Genomic DNA, 19,616 nt, shown 5'->3' with positions numbered 1-19,616 from the left:
ACGTGCAGCGAAGATTACTTCGCGTTCATCAGTGCGACAGTGGTATCGAGCATGCGGTTCGAAAAACCCCACTCGTTGTCATACCACGACGATACTTTCACCAGGCGACCCGACACCTTGGTCAGCGTCGAATCGAAATTCGACGACGCCGGGTTGTGGTTGAAGTCGACCGACACGAGCGGCTCGGTCTGGTAGGTCAGGATGCCTTTCAGCGGACCTTCCGATGCTGCTTTTTCCATCAGCTGGTTGACTTCTTCGACGCTGGTGTCGCGCTTGGCGATGAAGGTCAGGTCGACCAGCGACACATTGATGGTCGGCACGCGGATCGCGAAACCGTCCAGCTTGCCGTTCAGCTCAGGCAGCACCAGGCCAACCGCGGCGGCAGCGCCGGTCTTGGTCGGGATCATGCTCATCGTGGCCGAACGGGCGCGGCGCAAGTCTTCATGCATCACGTCCGACAGCACCTGGTCGTTGGTGTACGAGTGCACCGTGGTCATCAGGCCGCTCTCGATGCCGATGGCGTCGTTGAGCGGCTTGACCAGCGGGGCCAGGCAGTTGGTGGTGCAGGAGGCGTTCGAGATAACGGTGTCGCTCGCCTTCAGGACTTGCTGGTTGACGCCGAACACGATGGTGGCGTCGATATCCTTGCCGCCCGGTGCCGAAATGATGACTTTTTTCGCGCCGCCCTTGAGGTGGGCCGAAGCCTTCTCTTTGGTGGTGAAAAAGCCAGTGCATTCGAGGACCACGTCCACGCCCAGTTCGCCCCATGGGATTTCGGCCGGATTACGCTGCGCGAACACGCGGATCGGGTCGCCATTGACGATCATGGTGTCGCCTTCGACCGTCACGGTGCCGGGAAACTTGCCGTGCACGGTGTCGTAGCGGGTCAGGTGGGCATTCGACTTGGCGTCGCCCAGGTCGTTGATGGCAACGATCTGGATATCCTGCTGTTTGCCGCCTTCGTAGAATGCGCGCAGTACATTGCGGCCGATGCGGCCATAACCGTTGATTGCAACTTTGATCGTCATGCTGATGCTCCTGATTTAAAAAAAGAAATCGGGGGGACGCCGCGGTGTCTCCTGCGTGCGTCCGTTCTTGTTACGCTGCCAGCACGCCCTTGGCCGTGGCCACGACGTTCTCGACGGTAAAACCAAAATACTTGAACAGGACCGGCGCCGGGGCCGATTCGCCGAAGGTGTCGAGGCCGACGACCGCGCCTTCCAGGCCCACATACTTGTACCAGAAAGCGGTCACGCCGGCTTCGATGGCGACGCGTGGCGTGCCACGGGTCAGTACGCTGGCCTTGTAGGCTGCGTCCTGGCGGTCGAACACGTCGGTCGACGGCATCGACACCACGCGCACGGCCACGCCCTCAGCCTCGAGGGCGGCAGCCGACGCCATCGCCAGTTCGATTTCCGAACCGGTGGACATGATGATCAGCTGCGCGTTCGGCGCATCCTTGAGCACATAGCCGCCCTTGGCGATATTCGCGATTTGGGTGGCGTCACGCTCCATGAACGGCAGGTTCTGGCGCGAGAAGATCAAGGTCGACGGGCCATCCTTGCGTTGGACGGCGGCGCCCCATGCCACTTGCGATTCGACCGTGTCGCACGGACGCCAGTTGTCCAGGCCCGGAATCAGGCGCAGCGACGAAACATGCTCAACCGACTGGTGGGTCGGGCCATCTTCGCCCAGGCCGATCGAATCGTGGGTGAACACGAAGATCGAACGCAGCTTCATCAGCGACGCCATGCGCAGCGCATTGCGGCTGTAGTCGGAGAAGGTCAGGAAGGTGGCGCCGAACGGGATGAAGCCGCCGTGCAGGGCGATGCCGTTCATGATCGCGCTCATGCCGAATTCACGCACGCCATAATTGATATGGTTGCCTGGTTTGCCGGAGCGCAGGTTGGTCGATTCTTTCCAGTTGGTCAGGTTGGAACCGGTCAGATCGGCCGAGCCGCCGAGGAATTCCGGCAGCACCGGCGCCAGCGCCTGGATGGCGTTCTGGCTGGCCTTGCGGGTAGCAATGGTTTCTTTTTTGTCGACACAGGCGGCGATCGCCGCGTTCAGCACTTCTTCGAAGTTCGCTGGCAGGTCGCCTGCCATGCGGCGCTCGAGTTCCGACGCCTTGGTCGGGAACGCGGCGCGGTAGGCGTCGAATTTGGCGTTCCATTCGGCTTCCATGCTGGCGCCGGCAGCCTTGGCGTCCCACGCGGTGTACAGGTCGGCCGGGATGTCGAACGGGATCGGATCCCACAGCAGATGTTCGCGCACTGCGGCAATTTCTTTATCGCCCAGCGCGGCGCCGTGCACCTTGTCGCCGCCTTGCAGGTTGGGCGAACCCTTGCCGATGATGGTCTTGCAGCAGATCAGGGTTGGCTTGTCGGACAATTTGGCTTGCGCGATGGCGGCATCGACCGCTGCCACGCTGTGGCCGTCGACGTCGGCAATCACGTTCCAGCCGTAGGCGGCAAAGCGGCCCGGGGTGTCGTCGGTGAACCAGCCTTCGACCTTGCCGTCGATGGAGATGCCGTTGTCGTCATACAGCGCAATCAGTTTCTTCAGGCTCAGGGTACCGGCCAGCGAGCACACTTCGTGCGAAATGCCTTCCATCAGGCAACCGTCGCCCAAGAATGCATAGGTGTAATGGTCGACCACTTCATGGCCAGGCTGGTTGAATTCGGCGGCCAGCAGATACTCGGCCAGCGCCATGCCGACGGCATTCGCAATACCCTGCCCGAGCGGGCCGGTGGTGGTTTCAACGCCTGGCGTGATGCCCACTTCCGGGTGGCCCGGAGTTTTCGAGTGCAACTGGCGGAACGCGCGCAGGTCGTCCATGGTGAGCGCGTAACCGGTCAGGTGCAGCAGCGCGTAATGGAGCATCGAGCCATGGCCGTTCGACAGCAGGAAGCGGTCGCGGTTGGCCCAGTGCGGATTGGCCGGATTGTGGCGGTAGTGACCGTCCCACAGCGCGACCGCGATCTCGGCCATTCCCATCGGCATGCCGGGGTGGCCGGAGTTGGCCTTCTGCACAGCATCCATTGCCAGTGCGCGGATCGCATTGGCCATCAAAGTCGTCGTTTGTGTCGGTTTCATGGGTAGAGTCGGTAGGGCTGATGAGGAAAGCGGCGGCGCCTGGTTGCCGTGAAAAACGCGGCGCACCGGTAAGCCATAGACAACTATTTTACCAGACAGGGGCGGCGCCGAATTAAAATGCGCGCTCCAACCGCCATCATTACAGGCCCTGCATGCCGCGTTTTTACTGTCCCCTGCCCCTGGCGCCCGGCCTGGTCGTCGACCTGCCCGAGGCGGTCGCCCATCATTTACACGTGGTGCGCCAGCAAGCCGGTGCGCAACTGACGCTGTTCAATGGCGCCGGCGGCCAGTACGGCGCGACCTTGCAGGAAGTGGGCAAGCGCCGCGCCAGCGCGCGCGTGGATGCCTTCGAAGCGGTCGAGGTCGAACTGGGCTATGCCATCACGCTGGCACAGGCGCTGCCGGAAGCGTCCAAAATGGACTGGATCATCGAGAAGGCGGTGGAACTGGGCGTGGCGGCCATTGTCCCGCTGGCCGCACAGCGCTGCGTGACGCGGCTGTCCGGCGAGCGCGCCGAGAAACGCCAGGCGCACTGGCAAGGCATCATCGTGGCGGCATCCGAACAGAGCGGGCGCAACCGGCTGGCCACGCTGGCAGGCCTGGAGGTATTTGCGAAGTGGCTGGCGCAGCCTGCCCCGGCGGCGCGGATCCTGCTGAGCCCGCGCGGCAAGGCAACGCTGGCCGAATGGGCTGGCGCGCACGCGGCGCAGGATGTCGTGTTGATGGTGGGTCCGGAAGGCGGCTTTGCGCCCGAGGAAGAAGATGCGGCGATTGCCGCCGGCGCGCTGCCGCTGACGATGGGACGTCGCATCTTGCGCACCGAAACGGCGGGGCTGGCGGCGCTGGCGACGCTGAACGCACACTGGGGCGGCATGTAATACCGCACCGGCACGCCCCAATAAAAAAACCGCCGGCTTGCACCGGCGGTTTTTGCATACCTTGCACATTTGCATGTGCAAGGTATCCGGGCTGGATCAGAACTTGTGGTTATATTCCGCCGAAAAGCGCATCGTACGTGGCGCCGTGTAGCTGATCGTACGGCCGTAGGTCGGCGATACGGTGCTGCCGCTGTTGTAGACTTCGTCGATCGTCTGCGTGGCCTGACGATTGAACACGTTGTAGATATCCCATTTGAACGACAAACCTTTGACGACCTCAGGACGGAAAATCAGGTTCGCATCCAGCCGCACATCGGTCGGCAGACGACCCAGCGCACCGCGTGGCGAAGGGGCGCCATTGCAGTAGTGGTAAGCCGAACCGTACAAGAAGTCTGCATCCGCCACGTCGTTATTGCCCAGGCAGTTTTTTGGACGACCAGTTGCAATGAGTCCGTTCGCACCAATAATGAACTGCGACGAGATTTCATAGAAACCGTATGCCTTCAGCTGGTGGGTACGGTCATTTGGCAGATAACCAAATGCGCCTTCCATCAGCTCAGGGAAGTCCCAGGCCTGGGTTGCAGCCACATCGGTTTGCGCGATGTCCGACAAGGTCTGACCTTCGGTATTTCCCTTGCTCTTCGACCAGGTGTAGTTCACTTTAGCGTACCAGCCATTACGGTATGGGTGTTCAGCGAATAAATCAACCGCTGTGTAGGTACGCTTGGTATCCGGGAACCCCAGGTCTTCCTTGCTCAGGTTGACGCTGGTGTATTTGCCATTTCCAGCGAAATCGACCAGAAAGGTATTGGCTTCACCTGGATTGAAGTTGGCGCAACCGAAACCACCATAGTTGGAGGTGTCGACCTTGTTCCGTTCAGCCCACGCCGCCACTGGACGGGAGTCGCAGAAGTCGTCGATAGTTGCACCCAGTGTGCGGTAGGTTGCCTTGGCGCCAATGTTCAGCGACGGCGACATCATTTTTTCGAAACCCAGCGTGATTTCGTCCTGATACGTCGGTTTCAGGTTGGTCGCGGACAGCGTCTTCACGTCCTTGGACTGGTTGTATTCGTTGTTGCCCGAAAACGCAGGCGCCATGTTCACGCGGCCAATCGGGGCGCCGTTCGCGTCCACACCGGTGTAGGTGAAGTATTGATTTGTGAACAGGGAACGACTGGCTCCACGTACTGCCAGGTGAGTCGGGATTTGCAGGTGATAACGACCGGCGCTACCGAACACTTTCAGCGAAGCGTCACCGTTCACGTCCCATGACGCGGAAAAGCGCGGTGCGATCTGGTTCTTCATCTCGATGAAGGTTTCGTGATCACCGTTCTGGTTGCTGAATCCTTCACGACGCACGCCAAATTTCAGCAAGACCGTTTTCGACACTTGCCATGCATCTTCCAGATACTGCGCATCCTGATCCGAATAGGCATTGGTGACGGTACTGAACAACGTTTCCTGTCCATAGTAGCCCGAGACACCAAGGCCACCGAAAGCGCCGGGGGCGCGTCGTACACCACCACCGGTGTTAATCGTCGTCGCCACGGTCGATCCTGCAGGCAAGACACGGTAGGTGTACAGACCGCCACCAGCACGGATATCACCAGCATTCAGCGACGACAGTTTGTTTTTATCGAGACCGGCCTTCAACGTATGATCGCCGAGGCGATATTCGAGGTCCAGACGGGTCGACTTGGTCTCATCTTCGGCACCAGGGGCGGTGATGTTGCCGCTCAGGACTTGCGGAGAGACGTAGCTGATGCCCGGCGCGCGTGCCGCGACCGGCGCGGTAACCTGGAACAGCGGTTGATTGATATTGTAATTGCCATAAGTGTTGATATGGCTGGCTTTATTGCGGCCAACCAATGCCGACACGGTCAGGTCATCCGTGATGTTGCCCGTATACTTGAGTACCTGGGCCTTGCCGCCATTGCCGCCATCCTGGGTTGCGATGTTGGAATAATGCTCTCTCGAGACAACTGAACCGACACGGGTTGCAGTTGCATAATTGAAACCCGACAACTCGACGTCCGATTTCGGCGTGTCGCCAATCAAGGTCAGTTCGAGGCGATGATTGTCGGTGATATTCCAGTCAAATTTGCCGAGATAGCGATCGATCGTCGAATCGGAGGTACCGAAGCCGGATGTTGGCGCATTGGTGCTCGAGGATGCCAGGTTGATGAAGTCGCGGTCGGTGCGTGTCTGTTCTGCAGCCACGAACATGAACAGTTTGTCCTTGATGATCGGACCACCGACATACGCGCCGAAGATCTGGCTGTCGGTTTTGTTCTGTTCACGATTGAACAGAATTTTGCCATCAGTCAATGGATTCTTGCCGGTGTTCTCGTAGTAACCGTTGCGTGCCTTGGCGCGGGTGCCGTTTGGCGTGATGCTCATCGTGCCGCCGACTTCCCAGTCATTGGTACCACTCTTGGTCGTGATGTTGACCACGCCACCCACGGAGCGGCCGAACTCAGCACCGTAGCCGCCGGTGAGGATCTGCGCCTGCGCGATCGCGCCAAATGGCAACTCCGACGAGCCCAGCTGCGTCAATGCATTGGTCACCACCATGCCGTTGATGTAGTAGGCATTTTCAGAAGCGCCACCGCCGCCGAAACTTGCGCCGCCCGAGTAGCGCGAGTCAGCACGGGTGGTGTTCGGCGCCAGTTGAATGATGGCACCGACGTTTTGTGCGATCGGCAATGCGGCCAGTTCGCGCGCGCTGAACGAGACGCCGTTGTTCGTATTCGACACATCGATCCGGCTGCGGCGGCCGGTCACCTGTACCGACTGCATCGCAGCAGCGGCGAACGATGCGTCCACGCCCTGTCCGACGATCACGTCGACTTCGACCGTATTCACGACAGCGCCATTGCGCACCAGGTCGACCTTGTAATGCCCTGCTGGCAGGGTCGTGGCCTGGAAGCGGCCATTGGCTTCAGGCGTTACTGTGCGCTTCAAGCCGGTACCGGTGTTCACCAAATTCACTGTCGTACCCGATGGTTGCTCCACCGTGCCAACAATGTTACCCGATGCATTCGACTGCGCCGACGCGGTCTGGATAACGCCTGCGGACAAGACAGCAGCGCCGAAAGCCAACGTCAATGCATGTACCAATACGGTTTTCTTAAACATGTGGTTTCCTATTAGTTTTATCGTGAAAATGTATCTTGGGGATTTGGCGCGACAGCAATGACGCTGCCTGACGCGTGTCCTCTCATCTCCGTCGTCGCCGGGTAAGCGAAACGTCCATACGCTTAAGGGTTAATTAAGAATATGCAAAAGACATAAAACCATACGGAAACTTCCGGTGTCAACGTACATATGTAATCTGGGTGGATTTACAACAGATAATTTTCACTTGCGGTGCAAATGCCATATGGCGGGGCATGCGTGCCATATTCTGATACAGCGGTGCACCGTATCGGGGCGAGGATTTTCTGAAAATAAAATACCTAAAGTAATAATATGGAACCCTATAGTTACAATAAAATACCATTTAGTCCGGTTTTCGTGACTTTCTACGGCAAATAAGTTCATGCAATAAAAACAATTGATAGCTTTTTTATTATCATTATCAGTTGAGAATTTTGTCGATATTTAAGCTGCCGCATTCTTGCAAACGGGAATGTTATAGTTCCAAGTAGCAATTCGGATATCAACCCATTAAATTCTGCTGATTGTTTCTGTCCAAGGCTTGCAGACAAATGGTAGCGATCTCAGAGAAGGTAAATGTGTGGCGTGAGCCTGAATAAAATCGGGGCATTCACGGATTTGACCAGCATGAGAATGGTGTCGATGCCCGTGCCGCCAATATGAAAGCGTTGATACGAGGAGACTCGCGTTAGCTATTGCCAGAATTGCAGATGCTTCCGCTTCGGACATATTGCCGCAACAACTTGGCACTCGATAAGGCTGTTCAGTAACCCGATAGAAACGATAACGAGGGTATTTTATTTTTTGTGATTTTTTATACCTGGTACCAACTACGGATATGAGTGATATCGCGTGCGGGCTGGGCGAAATGATGGGACCTGGTTACGTCGTATCGCGCATGAAGACATCAGGCGATTTTAAAGGCCCGATGAATGCCGATCGGCAAAGATGCAATCGGGATCAAGCATTTCCATGGTTGCAGCGCGCGCCGGCCATTGCAGTCCGAGACAAGTGCGCCCTGCCGGGTGCACCAAACAAAAAGGCCCGATCGAAGATTGATCAGGCCTTTGCTTGACTCAGCGCCGGACCGCACGCATCAGCTTTTTCGCATCATGACTATCAGAAGACGTAGCTCAGACCCAGGCTGTAGAAACGTCCTACGGCGCCCGCTTGATGCAAGGAGGCGTTGTACGAAGTCTGGACGCCTGCATTGCCATAGGTGCCGACGTCGATCGGCGGCGCCTTGTCGAACAGGTTCAGGATCGTGCCTTTCAGCGTCAAGTTCTCGGACAACTTGTACTGCAGGTTCAGGTTGGTGACCGTGAACGAAGCAGTATGGCAATAGTACGCGGGCTGGCCGCCTGGCACGCCATCGAAGTAGTCACGTCCGCCCGCGTCTTTCGCGGTCGACGCACAATCGGTGGCGCTTACGGATGGGTCAAGCGTCGAGAACGAACTGGTGTAGTTGACGCTGGCCGTCACGTCCAGCGGACCGCGGTTCCAGTTCAGCGAGAACTGGGCACGGTCTTTTGGATTGCCGGTTGCGCCGCCCACGCCCGATGGACCCTGGGTGCCTGCCAACTGGTAGCTGGTGCCGTTCACGCTTTGGGTATAGTCAAAAGTATGGGCGGCCGAGAGGTCGGCGCGCAATGAACCCATCTCACCCGGCAAGCGGAACCGGTAGTTGATGGCCGCTTCAATGCCGCTGGTGGTGGTCTTGCCGGCGTTGATGTAACCCGAGGTGGCGTACAGGACCGGACCGACCGGCGACAGGACCGACGCGACCGTGCCATCGGCCTGCACGGTGTCGAGCTGGGTTGGCGCACCGCGCACGAAGGCCGGCACATAGTTCGGATCGTTGGTGGCGGCGCTGACGATCTGGTTCGACAACTCGATCTTGTAGTAATCGAGCGTGGCACCCAGGCCGGCCATGGGCGCCAGCACGATGCCCAGGTCATACGACTTGGATTTTTCAGGCGACAGCGTCTGGCTGGTTTGCTGGACGAACACAGGCGTGAAGCTGCAATAGATCGGCACACTGCCGGGTGTATCTCGGTTGCCAGAAGGACAGAGGATCGGATCGTTGATTTTATTGAATGAGAAGAACGACCCGGCGCTGCCCGACTCGGACGGGTTCGGTGCACGGAAACCGCGGGCGAAGTTACCACGCAGGGCGAACACCTTCGACGGCGTCCACTTGAAATTGGCAGCCGGCGTGAACGAATTGCCGTAGGTATCGAAGTGGTCATAACGGCCGGACACGTCGAGCTCGAGGTTCCGGATCGGCGTGACTTGAACTTCAGCAAAGGCCGCCGTATTGGTTTCCGAACCAAACACGAAGGGCGAGGTGCTGGCGACCTGGCCGTTCGCGGTCAGCGCGGCCGGCGGCGCATTCCATTCACGCTTGTGATAGTGCAAGCCACCTGCGAGGACCAGCGGCCCGGCGCCCAGCTGCATCAGTTCGCGGCTGCCGGAGAGGTCGACGTAATTGAGCTTCGAATCGTTGGTGTTCGAGAACGTCGGCGAAATCGCGGCGATCTGCGCTGGCGAATTGCCACCGAGGACGTTGAATTGGCCAGCCACCAGAGAGTTGTACAGCGCGTTGCGGTCGACATAGCCGCTGTAGTCGATCTTGACTTCCGACTCGGTAATGCCGGCGGCAATCCGCGTATCCCAGCCGAAGGCACGACCGGTCAGGTCCAGCGCAAAGCGGGTCGCCGTGGCGGTGTTGGCCGAGGTGCGTTCCGCATCAATGCCCGGGATGTAGCCGTACAGACGGGCGCGGCCGTCTTGTGCTGGCGCCGTGGCGGTTTCCGGCACTGCCACAAACGGGTTGACAATGCCAGCACCGACCGCCGCACCGGGGGCGAATGTGGTTGGATTGATGGCGCCGACGGCGGGACGCAGCGTGCCGTCAGGGCTCAGGGCATTGAAACCGACGAAGCTGGAGGTCGAGAAAAGGAGCGGCACGCCGCGGTTATTGCTGCCGTTGCGCTTGAAGAACGAGCCTTTGAACGCGAGTTCCCAATCGTTGCCCAGTTTTTTGGTCATGCCGACCAGGACGTTGATGTTGTCCGTTTCCGGCTGGATGAGGGAGGAATTGTCGGTCACGGCGCACTGGCCGGCGCGGTACTTGGTGTAGTTGCAGCTCGGATCGAGGAACGCGAAGTTGGCCGGATTGCTGGGGCCATTCACACCGGACGCGTTATACAGGAACGGGGTGCTGGCCTGGGTCACGAAGTTGTTCAACGACGTCGGCACACCCAGCGTCAGGTCATTGCCGCCGCGGGAACGCCAGTCACGCGTATTCCAGTCGTTGCCGAGGCGGTCGGCCACCTTGATGGCGCCCTGGTGGCGCCATTCGGCGGTGATGAAGGCGTTATAGCCGTCCGAGTCGAGGTCGCCCAAACCGGTGGAGATGGAGGCGCGCTGGGTCTTGCCACCGCCGTGCTGGGTGTTGCCGGCTTCAGCAGCCAGGCGCGTACCCTGGTAATTTTTCTTCAGTTTGATGTTGACCACGCCAGCCACCGCATCCGAACCGTACAGCGACGAGGCACCGGCTTTCAGGATCTCGATGCTTTCGATGGCGTCGAAGGGAATGTTGGACACATCGACGAAGGAACGCTGCGCGTCGTCGCCGAGTGCGTACGGCGCCACGCGGTGGCCGTCGAGCAGGACCAGGGTGGCACCGACCGACAGGCCGCGCAGCGAGACGCCGGCAGCGCCGTTGGCGAAGGCACCCGCGAAACCGGTGCCGAGTGTGCCGGCGCCGTTCGACGCCAGGTCGCTCAGCAATTCAGCGACCGAGGTTTTGCCGCTGCGCTGAATATCGGCGGCGGTGATGACTTGCACGGGGGTTGCCGTTTCGGCGGTGGCGCGGCTGATCAGCGAGCCGGTCACGACCACGCGTTGTGGCGCGGCCGGATCGGCGCTGGTGGTGTCCTGCGCCATCGCCGGATGCATGGCACCCATCGACAAGGCGCCGGTGGCGATTACGCTGGCAATAGCGAGGGGCATCGATTTCAATTTGAAACGCATGTCTACATCTCCTTCTTGGGACGATATCTCGGATGGTCTGGCCGCTGTTTCCGCAGGACTGCAGCCCTGTGGTTGCACCTTGTGGGTGTCTGTAAAAGATGTGACCCTTTGGTTACATCTCTGTTACATAGGATCATATGTGTAGTTTCAGTGTCAATTGAATCGCAACCAAAAGTATGAGCAGGACATAACCGTGTATGTGGTACAACACTGCGTCCCCGCGGGGAAAGTGCGCCACTGAGGCAACAGTCGGCGCTGCGTGTCCTTGCGGCAGCCCGAAACGGTTAAAATAGCCGGTTGAATCCCGCTGCCACACGCTCATATCGCCCGCCATGCTCAGAATTGCCGAACTCAAGCTCCCCCTCGATCATCCGAACGACGCCCTGCGCGACGCCATCCTGGCGCGCCTGTCCATTGCGCCCGAAGCGCTGATCACCTTCGACGTGTTCAAACGCAGCTACGACGCCAGGAAGCGCAGCGCCATCGTGCTGATCTACTCGGTCAATGTCTCGGTGCACGATGAAGCCGGCGTACTGGCGCGCATGAAACACGACCTGCACGTGCAGCCCTCGCCCGACACCAACTACCGCTTCGTCGCCGGCGGCGAACGCCTGCAGGGGCACGACGCCAACGAGCGCCCGGTGGTGGTCGGCACCGGTCCGTGCGGCCTGTTCGTGGCGCTGATCCTGGCCCAGATGGGCCTGCGCCCGCTGATCCTCGAGCGCGGCAAGGTGGTTCGCGAACGCACCGTCGACACCTTCGGTTTCTGGCGCAAGCGCGAGTTGAACCCGGAGTCGAATGTGCAATTTGGCGAAGGCGGCGCCGGCACCTTCTCGGACGGCAAGCTGTACAGCCAGATCAAGGACGCGAAACATTACGGCCGCAAAGTGCTCACCGAGTTCGTCAAAGCAGGCGCGCCGGAAGAAATCATGTACGTCAGCAAACCGCACATTGGCACCTTCCGCCTCGTCAAGATGGTCGAAGAAATGCGCGCGACCATCATTGCGCTGGGTGGCGAGTACCGCTTCGATTCACGGGTGGACGATGTCCTGATCGACCGCAACGGTGCCGGCGACGGCCAGGTGCGCGGCGTGGTGCTGGCCAGCGGTGAAGAAATTCGCACCCGCCACGTGGTGATGGCGATCGGCCACAGTGCGCGCGACACCTTTGAAATGCTGTACGAGCGCGGCGTCTATATCGAAGCGAAGGCGTTCTCGGTCGGCTTTCGGGTCGAGCACCCGCAGTCGCTGATCGACGTCTGCCGCTTCGGCCCCAACGCGGGCAATAAAATCCTCGGCGCGGCCGACTATAAAATCGTCCACCACGCCGCCAATGGCCGTTCGGTCTACAGTTTTTGCATGTGCCCGGGCGGCACGGTGGTCGCGGCGGCGTCGGAACCGGGCCGCCTGGTCACCAACGGCATGAGCCAGTATTCGCGCAACGAGCGTAACGCCAACAGCGCCATCGTGGTCGGCATTACGCCCGCCGATTACCCCGGCCATCCACTGGCCGGCATCGCGCTGCAGCGGCGCCTGGAAGAAGGCGCGTATCTGCTGGGCGGCTCGAACTACGATGCGCCGGGCCAGTTGATGGGCGATTTTGTGCGCGGCGTGGCGTCCACCAAACTGGGCAACGTCATCCCGTCGTTCAAGCCGGCCGTGCACCTGACCGACCTGGCCCCGGCCCTGCCCGATTACGCGATTGTCGCGCTGCGCGAAGCCTTCCCGGCATTCGACAAGCAGATCCGCGGCTACTACCAGGAAGACGCGGTGCTGACCGGTGTCGAGACGCGCACCTCGTCGCCGATCCGCATCAAGCGCCGCGACGACGACCTGCAAAGCCTGAACACGCGCGGCCTGTTCCCGGCCGGTGAAGGCGCAGGTTACGCCGGCGGCATCATGTCGGCGGCCGTGGACGGCATCCGCGTGGCCGAAGCGGTGGCGCTGTCGATGCTCGAGACCGTGCCAAGCGTGCCGGCTTGACCGGCGCTGCGGCCACCTCTGCGCGGCCCAGCGCCCTGCTGCCGGCGCTCGCGCTGTTCGGATCGATGGTGTCGGTGAACACCGGCGCGGCGTTCGCCAAGGGCCTGTTTCCACTGGTCGGCAGCGAAGGCGTGACCGCCCTGCGCGTGGGCATCGCAACCATCCTGCTGCTGGCCGCATTCCGGCCGTGGCGCCGGCCGCTGGCGCGTGCCGACATGGGGAACTTGCTGATTTACGGCCTGATGTTGGGGCTGATGAACCTGCTGATCTACGGCGCTTTCAAGACCATTCCGATCGGCGTGGCAGTGGCCATCGAAGTGACCGGCCCGCTGGCGGTGGTGATCCTGCACTCGCGCCGCGCGCGCGATTTTGCCTGGGTCGCCTGCGCGGTCGTCGGTTTGTACCTGCTGCTGCCATTGCGCGCGCAGGCAGCCCCGCTCGATCCGCTCGGTGTCGCGTATGCGTTCGGCGCCGCGCTGTGCTGGGCCTTGTACATTGTTTTTGGCAAGCGCGTGGCGCACATGGATGGCACGCAGGCCGTGTCGTGGGGCATGTTGGCAGCATGCTTGCTGGCGCTGCCGCTGGGGGTCGCGCACGCGGGGTTGACACTGCTCGAGCCGCACGTGCTGGCCATCGGCGTCGTGATTGCCGTCCTGTCGAGCGGCATCCCCTACCTGCTTGAAATGACTGCGCTGCGGCGCCTGCCGCACCGCGTGTTCGGCATCCTGGTCAGTTCTTCTCCCGCCATCGGCGCGCTGGCCGGCTTCGTGCTGCTCGGCGAACGCCTGACCGGCATGCAATGGCTGGCGATGGCGCTGATCATCGGCGCCTCGGCCGGCAGCGCGGCCATGTCACGCGACTGACTGCACTTCCACGCCATCGAGGGCGCGCCGCATTTGCTGCATCTCGGCGGCGATCCAGAGGCGAAACCGTTCGATTTTCGGCATGCCCAGCTTGCGCCGGTTCACCAGCAGCCGGTAGCCGTAAATGCACGGCGCGCTGCGGCAAGCGATCATCTTCAAGGTGCCGTTCAGGAGGTCCTGGTACGCGGCGGTGTACGACACGATGCTGATGCCCTGCCCGGCCAGTGCAGCCTGCGCCCGGACTGCCGCATTGCTGTAACTGCGCGCGAAGTGGTAATCGCCATCGAGCACGCGGTTTTCGTGCAGCAGCTGGATCCAGGTTTCGGTCGTATCGCCATAAATCAGTGGAAAGCGCCGCAGGTCGGCTAGCGACAGCGCCGCCTGGCCAGGCGCCAGGAGCCCGGGACTGTAGACTGCGACCATGCGTTCGGCAAACACCAGTGCTGGGTCGAGCGGATCGGCCAGCCCGAAGCGGATCGCCACGTCGATGCTGGCGTCGTCGAGGTCGACCAGTTTGTCGTTCGAGTCGATCCGGATATCGATGTCCGGGAATTGCCGCGTGAAGTCGACGATGCGCGGCACCAGCCATTTGATGGCAAACGAATGGGTGGTTGAGATGCGCAACACTTTTTCTTCGTCGTGCCCTTGCAGTGCCGCGACTTTACCCTGCAGATCGCCGAGGAACTTGGCCACCGATACCGCCAGCTCCTGCCCTTTTTCGGTCAGCGTGACCTGGCGCGGGTGGCGAATGAACAGCACGAATCCCAACGCCGCTTCCAGCTGCCTGATTTGCAGGCTCACTGCCGCAGGGGTCTTGTGCAACTCCCGCGCCGCGAGCTTGAAACTGCCCCAGCGCGCGGCGCAATTGAAGTCCATCAGGCCGGACAGCGAGCGTAGCGGGCCGCTCATGCAAACACGTTGGACAAGTTTTTCTTGCTCATACTGACAAAATTCCTCGTTTGCGCGCCAGGTAGACAGGAACGAGAATTGTACTAGTTCGTCAATAAAATTTTACGAGCAAGAAAAATTAAAAACCCGCCCATCCGTGCAGCACGATGAAAGATGTCCATGACTACCACCTGCGCGCCACTGGCGCCATCCGCCGCAAGCACCTCTGCCGCCGCCCCGGCGCCCACCTTTTGGGGCGAGCTGTTCAAGATGCTGTCGACCCTGTATCAGCGCCATTGATCAGGTGCCGGTGAAGCTCGCCTCGGCGACGATCGCACCGCGCTCGCGCACCACCAGGCCCTGGCCCTTGCCGTTGCCGTCGACGCTGAAGCGCACCTCGATCGCGCGCTCTTTCATGGCGAAGTTGTTGGCGCCTGTCGGATACAATTCAAAGGTGCTGCCGCCCGCCTTGACGATCAGGCGATTGCCAGCCGCTGTCACCGTCAGCACCATCTTGTCTTTCGCCGTATAGGTTCCGACCAGCATGGCCAGTGCTTGTGGCGCCGCCTGGACTTCGGCCAATTTGGCCGCCGCCTGCACCGGCGCATGGGCATAGCTCAGGGCGCGCGCGAGCTGCCAGGCGCCATCCTTGAACAGCAACAGCGAGTTAAAACGGGCCCGTTCTTCCAGCACCTCAGGCGCGTCTGGCGCGGCGCTGTAAAACTGGTGCCCGCCTTCGATCACCGCGCCGTACAACACGCCGCCCGCCATCATCGGATAAACCTGCACGGTGCCAGCCATCGCTTCGCGGCGTAGCTTGCGGGAAGGATTGCCGCAGATATTCTTTGCCACAGCGGCATCGAACTGCGCCTTGCCATGCATGACGCCGCCGAGGTCATGATAGAACTCGAGGTCGTCCGCGTTCATGGCATGCAAGGCCTCGGTGTCGCAGCGATTGTAGGCAGCCCAATACGCATCGTCGAACTTGCGCACCTCGGCTTCCCAGCCAGCCTGAGGCGCGGCGTGGGTCAGTGAGGCGCACATGGCGCTGGCGAGCAGCAGGGCAAAAACAGGTTTTTTCATGGTGAAGAGCGCGCAGGCTGTTGGGAGACAAGCTGCCAATGTAGCAACGCCCTTTCTGCCGCCCGGGCGCGATCACGACCAGCGGGGCAATTCGATGCATGAGCGGTCGCGCATGCCGATCAGCGGTGCCGTCTGCGCGCGGCGTTTATCCATGACGCAAGCGTAACTGCGTCGGCGCCGGTGCACGCGCTGGCACAGGCACGTCGTGCACGGCGCGACCAGGCCTGGTCGAGAGCTTGAACACGCCGACCGCATCGCGCATGTGGGTCGCCTGTTCCTGCAGGGAGCCCGCCGCAGCGGCAGCCTGTTCTGTCATGGCGGCGTTGCGCTGGGTCGATTCATCCATTTCATTGACGCTCAGGCTGAGGCTCTCGAGGCCGCGACTTTGCTCCTGGCTCGAGGCGCTGATCTCGCGAATCAACTGGCTGACCTGGCCGACCGACGTGACAATCTCGCCCATGGTCCGGCCGGCGTCGGTCACCAGCAGCGAGCCGGCGCCGACGCGTGCGACCGAGTCGTCGATCAGGGTTTTGATTTCCTTGGCTGCACTCGCACTGCGATGCGCCAGATTGCGGACCTCCGAGGCAACCACGGCAAAGCCGCGGCCCTGTTCACCGGCCCGCGCGGCCTCCACCGCGGCGTTCAAGGCGAGGATATTGGTCTGGAAAGCGATCGAATCGATCACGCCAATAATGTCGGAAATCTTGCGCGCCGAGGCGCTGATATCATCCATGGTAACCACCACCTGCGAAACCACCCGCCCGCCTTTGGCCGCCACGTCGGAAGCGACGGTCGCCAGTTCATTGGCATGGCGCGCGCTTTCCGCGTTTTGCTGTACGGTCGTGGTCAGGTTGCCCATCGAGCGCGCCGCATTGCCCAGGTTGCCCGCCTGGGCTTCGGTTCGGGTCGACAATTCGGCATTGCCGCTGGCGATTTCGCCGGAAGCCACCTGCATCTCCTCCGCAGAGGTCTGAATGCCCGCCACGATGCCTTCGAGGCGAGTGCGCATTTCGGCCAGCGCCGCGAGCAGGCTGTCGTCGTAACGCGCATCGGCGGCGATCTCGATGGACAGGTCGCCGGCGGCGACTGCCTGCGCAATCTTGCGCGCATATTCCGGTTCGCCACCGAGTTGCTTCCAGATCGCGCGGATGACGAACCACGACACCAGTATCAAGGTCAGGATCACGATGATGGCCACCCCGATGCTGATGCTCAGCACCAGCGTGACCCGGGCCGCACTGTGGGCGATCCCGTTCTTGAACTGGGCGTTCGCGGCGACCACTGACCGGTCGAGGTCGCCAGTAAGGACGGTCAGCGTTTTTTGCATTGCCGTGATGGCGCCAGGGACGTTGCCCTTGTCGATTTCCAGCATGATGCGCGTGGCAGCGACGGCATCGGTGTAATACGCGTTGAACTCGGTATTCAGGCGCGCCGCAGCGCTGGCCTGGCCATCGATGGCGCCAAAGGCGGCAAATTTCTTGCGCAGTTTTTCGGCCGATTCGTTGACCGTATCGAGGCGTTTCTTGTCGCCTTCGAGCACCGCATTTTTGAGATCATCGGCAATTTCCTGCACGTTGGTGCGGAGCAGAGCCGTTTGGCTCATGACGGGGTAGTCGACTGCGCCGGTACGCTCGATGGCCTGCAGCGCACTGGTGGAATAGTAGGAGGAGACGGCCAGGCCCAGGCCAAAGATGATCGCCGAGATCGCGGGCAGCGACCAGATTCTTTTTTTGATATTCATGCTGCGCCTTTCAAATTGCAGGTGCCGGGACCGGCAGGACGGGCGCGGCTTGCACGCCGGCGCCCTGAACAACTTACTTCAAGCTCAGCACTTGTTTGACCGAGCTGTCGAGCGCACCCTTGTCGATGTAGCCGATCATGTTGGGATTGCTCGCCACCAGGGTTTTCACGGCAGCACTGTCGCCGACCTCTTTCGGCGGCTGACCTTTGCCGCTGAAAATTTGTTTCGACCAGTAGGCCTTGACCTGGGCGCCGGTCTTGCCGGTAGCCTTGTGATAAAAGTCGTCGCGCACCGGACCGTCGGCCTGGTCGATCGGTACCGCCTGGCCGCCGCCGGGCAACGCCGACGACTTGCCCAGGAAGATGTCCGATACCTGATCCGCGGTCAAGGCGCCGGCAGGCGACTTGGCAGATACGACCACCACGGTTTCCGCGAAAGCGTGGGAGATGCCGAAGTGCAGCATGGAGACCAGCAAGATGCTGCGCAAGGTAGTTTTAACGATCATGGTGAAATCCTGCTCTCTTAATAAACGAAATCAACTGCAGCACCCAGGATCTTGGCGCGGCTACCGGCCGTGCCAGCCTTGGCATTGGTAAAGAAGCCATTGCTGCCAGCGGCCAGCTGGACTTCGTCGAGTTGCACTTTGAGCGCGGTGTTTTTCATGAAGTCCCAGCGGATGCCAGCCGATTTCGCTACCTGGGCGCGCACGCTGAGTTTGACCTGGTTGTCATCCACATCCAATTTCGAGTAGGTCGCATACGGGGTGAATTTTTTCCAGCGGTAGCCAGCCGTGACGTACTTGGCTTGCTGGGCGCGCTGGACGGCGCCGAAATCGGTCTTGGTCCATTCACCCATCACGAACCAGTCGCCAGGGTCATACATCGCGCCCAGGTTGTACACATTGGCCTTGGCGTAAACAAAGGTGCCGCCGGCGCCATTGAGCCTGAAGTCAATGGCCGTCACTGCGCCGCGCATTGTCAAGGCACCATAGTCGACCGTGTCGGCGATGCCCAGGATTTTCTCGGCCCGCACGCCATTCGAGACAACCCCGGTCGAACCGACCGACGCCACTTCGGTCTTGCCATACCAGAGCTGGGTCGTGTTGTTGACGCTGCCGAAGGCGTGGCGGTAGGACACATCGACACCGTCCGAATTGGTGGTCGACCGCAAGCTGTAGGTTTCGATCGGCGGACGCAGCCATGGATTGGCGAAACCGACCAGGCGCGTCTCCGAGTTCATGAAGGTGGGCATGGCGGTCCGCCCCAGCCGCACGCTCAGCTCAGGCGTGATGGCGTACTTGATATTCGCCCACTCCACCGACGGCAGGTAGTTGCGGTTGACCCGGTTGCGCGAGACCAGCTGCACCACGGCGGACAGATTGTCGAGCAGCTTGGCATCGATCTGCAACGCCACCTTGCTGTCCACGCCGAGCGCCGAGCTGCGCGTGTAACCGGCGCCGTTCGGCTGGAACACGTCCGCGACATAATCGGCGGTCTTGAGCGAGCTGTGTACTTCGCCGATGGTGCCAAAGCCGCTTACGGTGAGCATGTCCACCAGTTCGCCTGCATGGGCGGCGCCAGAGAGCAGTGCAATACCCAGCATCAGACCGCTTTTACGGAAGCCGGGATGGGATGATTTTTTTGCAGTCGTTTGCATGAGTTCCTTTTATTTAAGATATCTGTGGTGGACCTGATCACGAGTAATTCCACAGGGCAACGAATCATCTCAAAAAAAATCATTCCAACCAAATAAATCGTGTTTATTGTTGTTTTTGTGTTTTATTGTATTATTTAAAATATTTAATTTTTATTTACAAGTTGCAAGGCATGGATGCCAGGGGCCATCGCCAGGCACGCAGTGCGATGAGCCAGTCTCAGCAGAAAGGAGG

12 protein-coding genes are annotated in these 19,616 nt (G+C 60.5%); 3 read left to right on the top strand and 9 right to left on the bottom strand.

What is annotated here, in order from left to right:
- Positions 1-14 precede the first annotated feature (14 nt).
- Together gap and tkt are read right to left on the bottom strand one after the other, a co-directional pair.
- The gene (gene gap / locus V6M87_RS18755; protein WP_332878176.1) at positions 15-1,028 is read right to left on the bottom strand and encodes a type I glyceraldehyde-3-phosphate dehydrogenase; all 1,014 of its coding nucleotides are present in this window, start codon (positions 1,026-1,028) and stop codon (positions 15-17) included.
- 70 nt (positions 1,029-1,098) lie between these two features.
- Positions 1,099-3,096, bottom strand: coding sequence for a transketolase (tkt, locus tag V6M87_RS18750; RefSeq protein WP_332878175.1), 1,998 nt, complete (start codon positions 3,094-3,096; stop codon positions 1,099-1,101).
- 152 nt (positions 3,097-3,248) lie between these two features.
- On the opposite strand from tkt, the gene V6M87_RS18745 reads away from it, so the two are divergent.
- Entirely contained in the window at positions 3,249-3,974 is a 726-nt protein-coding gene (locus tag V6M87_RS18745; protein WP_332878174.1) for a 16S rRNA (uracil(1498)-N(3))-methyltransferase, read from the top strand.
- A gap of 96 nt (positions 3,975-4,070) precedes the next feature.
- Here the strand turns inward: V6M87_RS18745 and V6M87_RS18740 are convergent, their stop codons facing one another.
- Together V6M87_RS18740 and V6M87_RS18735 are read right to left on the bottom strand one after the other, a co-directional pair.
- Complete coding sequence (locus V6M87_RS18740; RefSeq protein ID WP_332878173.1) at positions 4,071-7,112, bottom strand: TonB-dependent receptor; 3,042 nt, start codon at positions 7,110-7,112, stop codon at positions 4,071-4,073.
- Between the two features lie 1,140 nt (positions 7,113-8,252).
- A complete protein-coding gene (locus V6M87_RS18735; protein WP_332878172.1) occupies positions 8,253-11,171 on the bottom strand; it encodes a TonB-dependent receptor plug domain-containing protein in 2,919 nt (972 codons plus the stop codon).
- Positions 11,172-11,503: 332 nt separating this feature from the next.
- On the opposite strand from V6M87_RS18735, the gene V6M87_RS18730 reads away from it, so the two are divergent.
- Positions 11,504-13,153, top strand: a complete 1,650-nt coding sequence (locus V6M87_RS18730; protein WP_332878171.1) for an NAD(P)/FAD-dependent oxidoreductase — start codon at positions 11,504-11,506, stop codon at positions 13,151-13,153.
- A complete protein-coding gene (locus V6M87_RS18725; protein ID WP_332878170.1) occupies positions 13,150-14,016 on the top strand; it encodes an EamA family transporter in 867 nt (288 codons plus the stop codon). Before V6M87_RS18730 ends, V6M87_RS18725 begins: the two co-directional genes overlap by 4 nt.
- Here V6M87_RS18725 and V6M87_RS18720 read toward each other — a convergent pair.
- The 5 genes from V6M87_RS18720 to V6M87_RS18700 form a co-directional block, all read right to left on the bottom strand.
- Positions 14,005-14,925, bottom strand: coding sequence for a LysR substrate-binding domain-containing protein (locus V6M87_RS18720; RefSeq protein ID WP_332878169.1), 921 nt, complete (start codon positions 14,923-14,925; stop codon positions 14,005-14,007). The genes V6M87_RS18725 and V6M87_RS18720 overlap by 12 nt on opposite strands.
- A 279-nt stretch (positions 14,926-15,204) precedes the next feature.
- Positions 15,205-15,987 (bottom strand): nuclear transport factor 2 family protein, encoded by a 783-nt coding sequence (locus V6M87_RS18715; RefSeq protein ID WP_332878167.1) that lies wholly within the window; start codon positions 15,985-15,987, stop codon positions 15,205-15,207.
- A gap of 145 nt (positions 15,988-16,132) precedes the next feature.
- A complete protein-coding gene (locus tag V6M87_RS18710; protein WP_332878166.1) occupies positions 16,133-17,728 on the bottom strand; it encodes a methyl-accepting chemotaxis protein in 1,596 nt (531 codons plus the stop codon).
- A gap of 73 nt (positions 17,729-17,801) precedes the next feature.
- The gene (locus V6M87_RS18705; RefSeq protein WP_332878165.1) at positions 17,802-18,233 is read right to left on the bottom strand and encodes a phosphate ABC transporter substrate-binding protein; all 432 of its coding nucleotides are present in this window, start codon (positions 18,231-18,233) and stop codon (positions 17,802-17,804) included.
- 17 nt (positions 18,234-18,250) lie between these two features.
- Complete coding sequence (locus tag V6M87_RS18700; protein WP_332878163.1) at positions 18,251-19,384, bottom strand: hypothetical protein; 1,134 nt, start codon at positions 19,382-19,384, stop codon at positions 18,251-18,253.
- Between the last annotated feature and the right edge of the window lie 232 nt (positions 19,385-19,616).

The sequence above is a fragment of the Massilia sp. S19_KUP03_FR1 genome (assembly GCF_036688685.1).
Classification (GTDB): Bacteria; Pseudomonadota; Gammaproteobacteria; order Burkholderiales; family Burkholderiaceae_D; genus JALYUM01.
The sequence above is the reverse complement of the archived record's forward strand: the minus strand, read 5'-3'. Positions and strand labels throughout refer to the sequence as shown.

Bases quoted from the DNA above. Each gene is read 5' to 3' on its own strand.
- gap (WP_332878176.1), bottom strand. From the start codon at position 1,028: ATGACGATCAAAGTTGCAATCAACGGTTATGGCCGCATCGGCCGCAAT.
- tkt (WP_332878175.1), bottom strand. From the start codon at position 3,096: ATGAAACCGACACAAACGACGACTTTGATGGCCAATGCGATCCGCGCA.
- V6M87_RS18745 (WP_332878174.1), top strand. From the start codon at position 3,249: ATGCCGCGTTTTTACTGTCCCCTGCCCCTGGCGCCCGGCCTGGTCGTC.
- V6M87_RS18740 (WP_332878173.1), bottom strand. From the start codon at position 7,112: ATGTTTAAGAAAACCGTATTGGTACATGCATTGACGTTGGCTTTCGGC.
- V6M87_RS18735 (WP_332878172.1), bottom strand. From the start codon at position 11,171: ATGCGTTTCAAATTGAAATCGATGCCCCTCGCTATTGCCAGCGTAATC.
- V6M87_RS18730 (WP_332878171.1), top strand. From the start codon at position 11,504: ATGCTCAGAATTGCCGAACTCAAGCTCCCCCTCGATCATCCGAACGAC.
- V6M87_RS18720 (WP_332878169.1), bottom strand. From the start codon at position 14,925: ATGAGCGGCCCGCTACGCTCGCTGTCCGGCCTGATGGACTTCAATTGC.
- V6M87_RS18715 (WP_332878167.1), bottom strand. From the start codon at position 15,987: ATGAAAAAACCTGTTTTTGCCCTGCTGCTCGCCAGCGCCATGTGCGCC.
- V6M87_RS18710 (WP_332878166.1), bottom strand. From the start codon at position 17,728: ATGAATATCAAAAAAAGAATCTGGTCGCTGCCCGCGATCTCGGCGATC.
- V6M87_RS18705 (WP_332878165.1), bottom strand. From the start codon at position 18,233: ATGATCGTTAAAACTACCTTGCGCAGCATCTTGCTGGTCTCCATGCTG.
- V6M87_RS18700 (WP_332878163.1), bottom strand. From the start codon at position 19,384: ATGCAAACGACTGCAAAAAAATCATCCCATCCCGGCTTCCGTAAAAGC.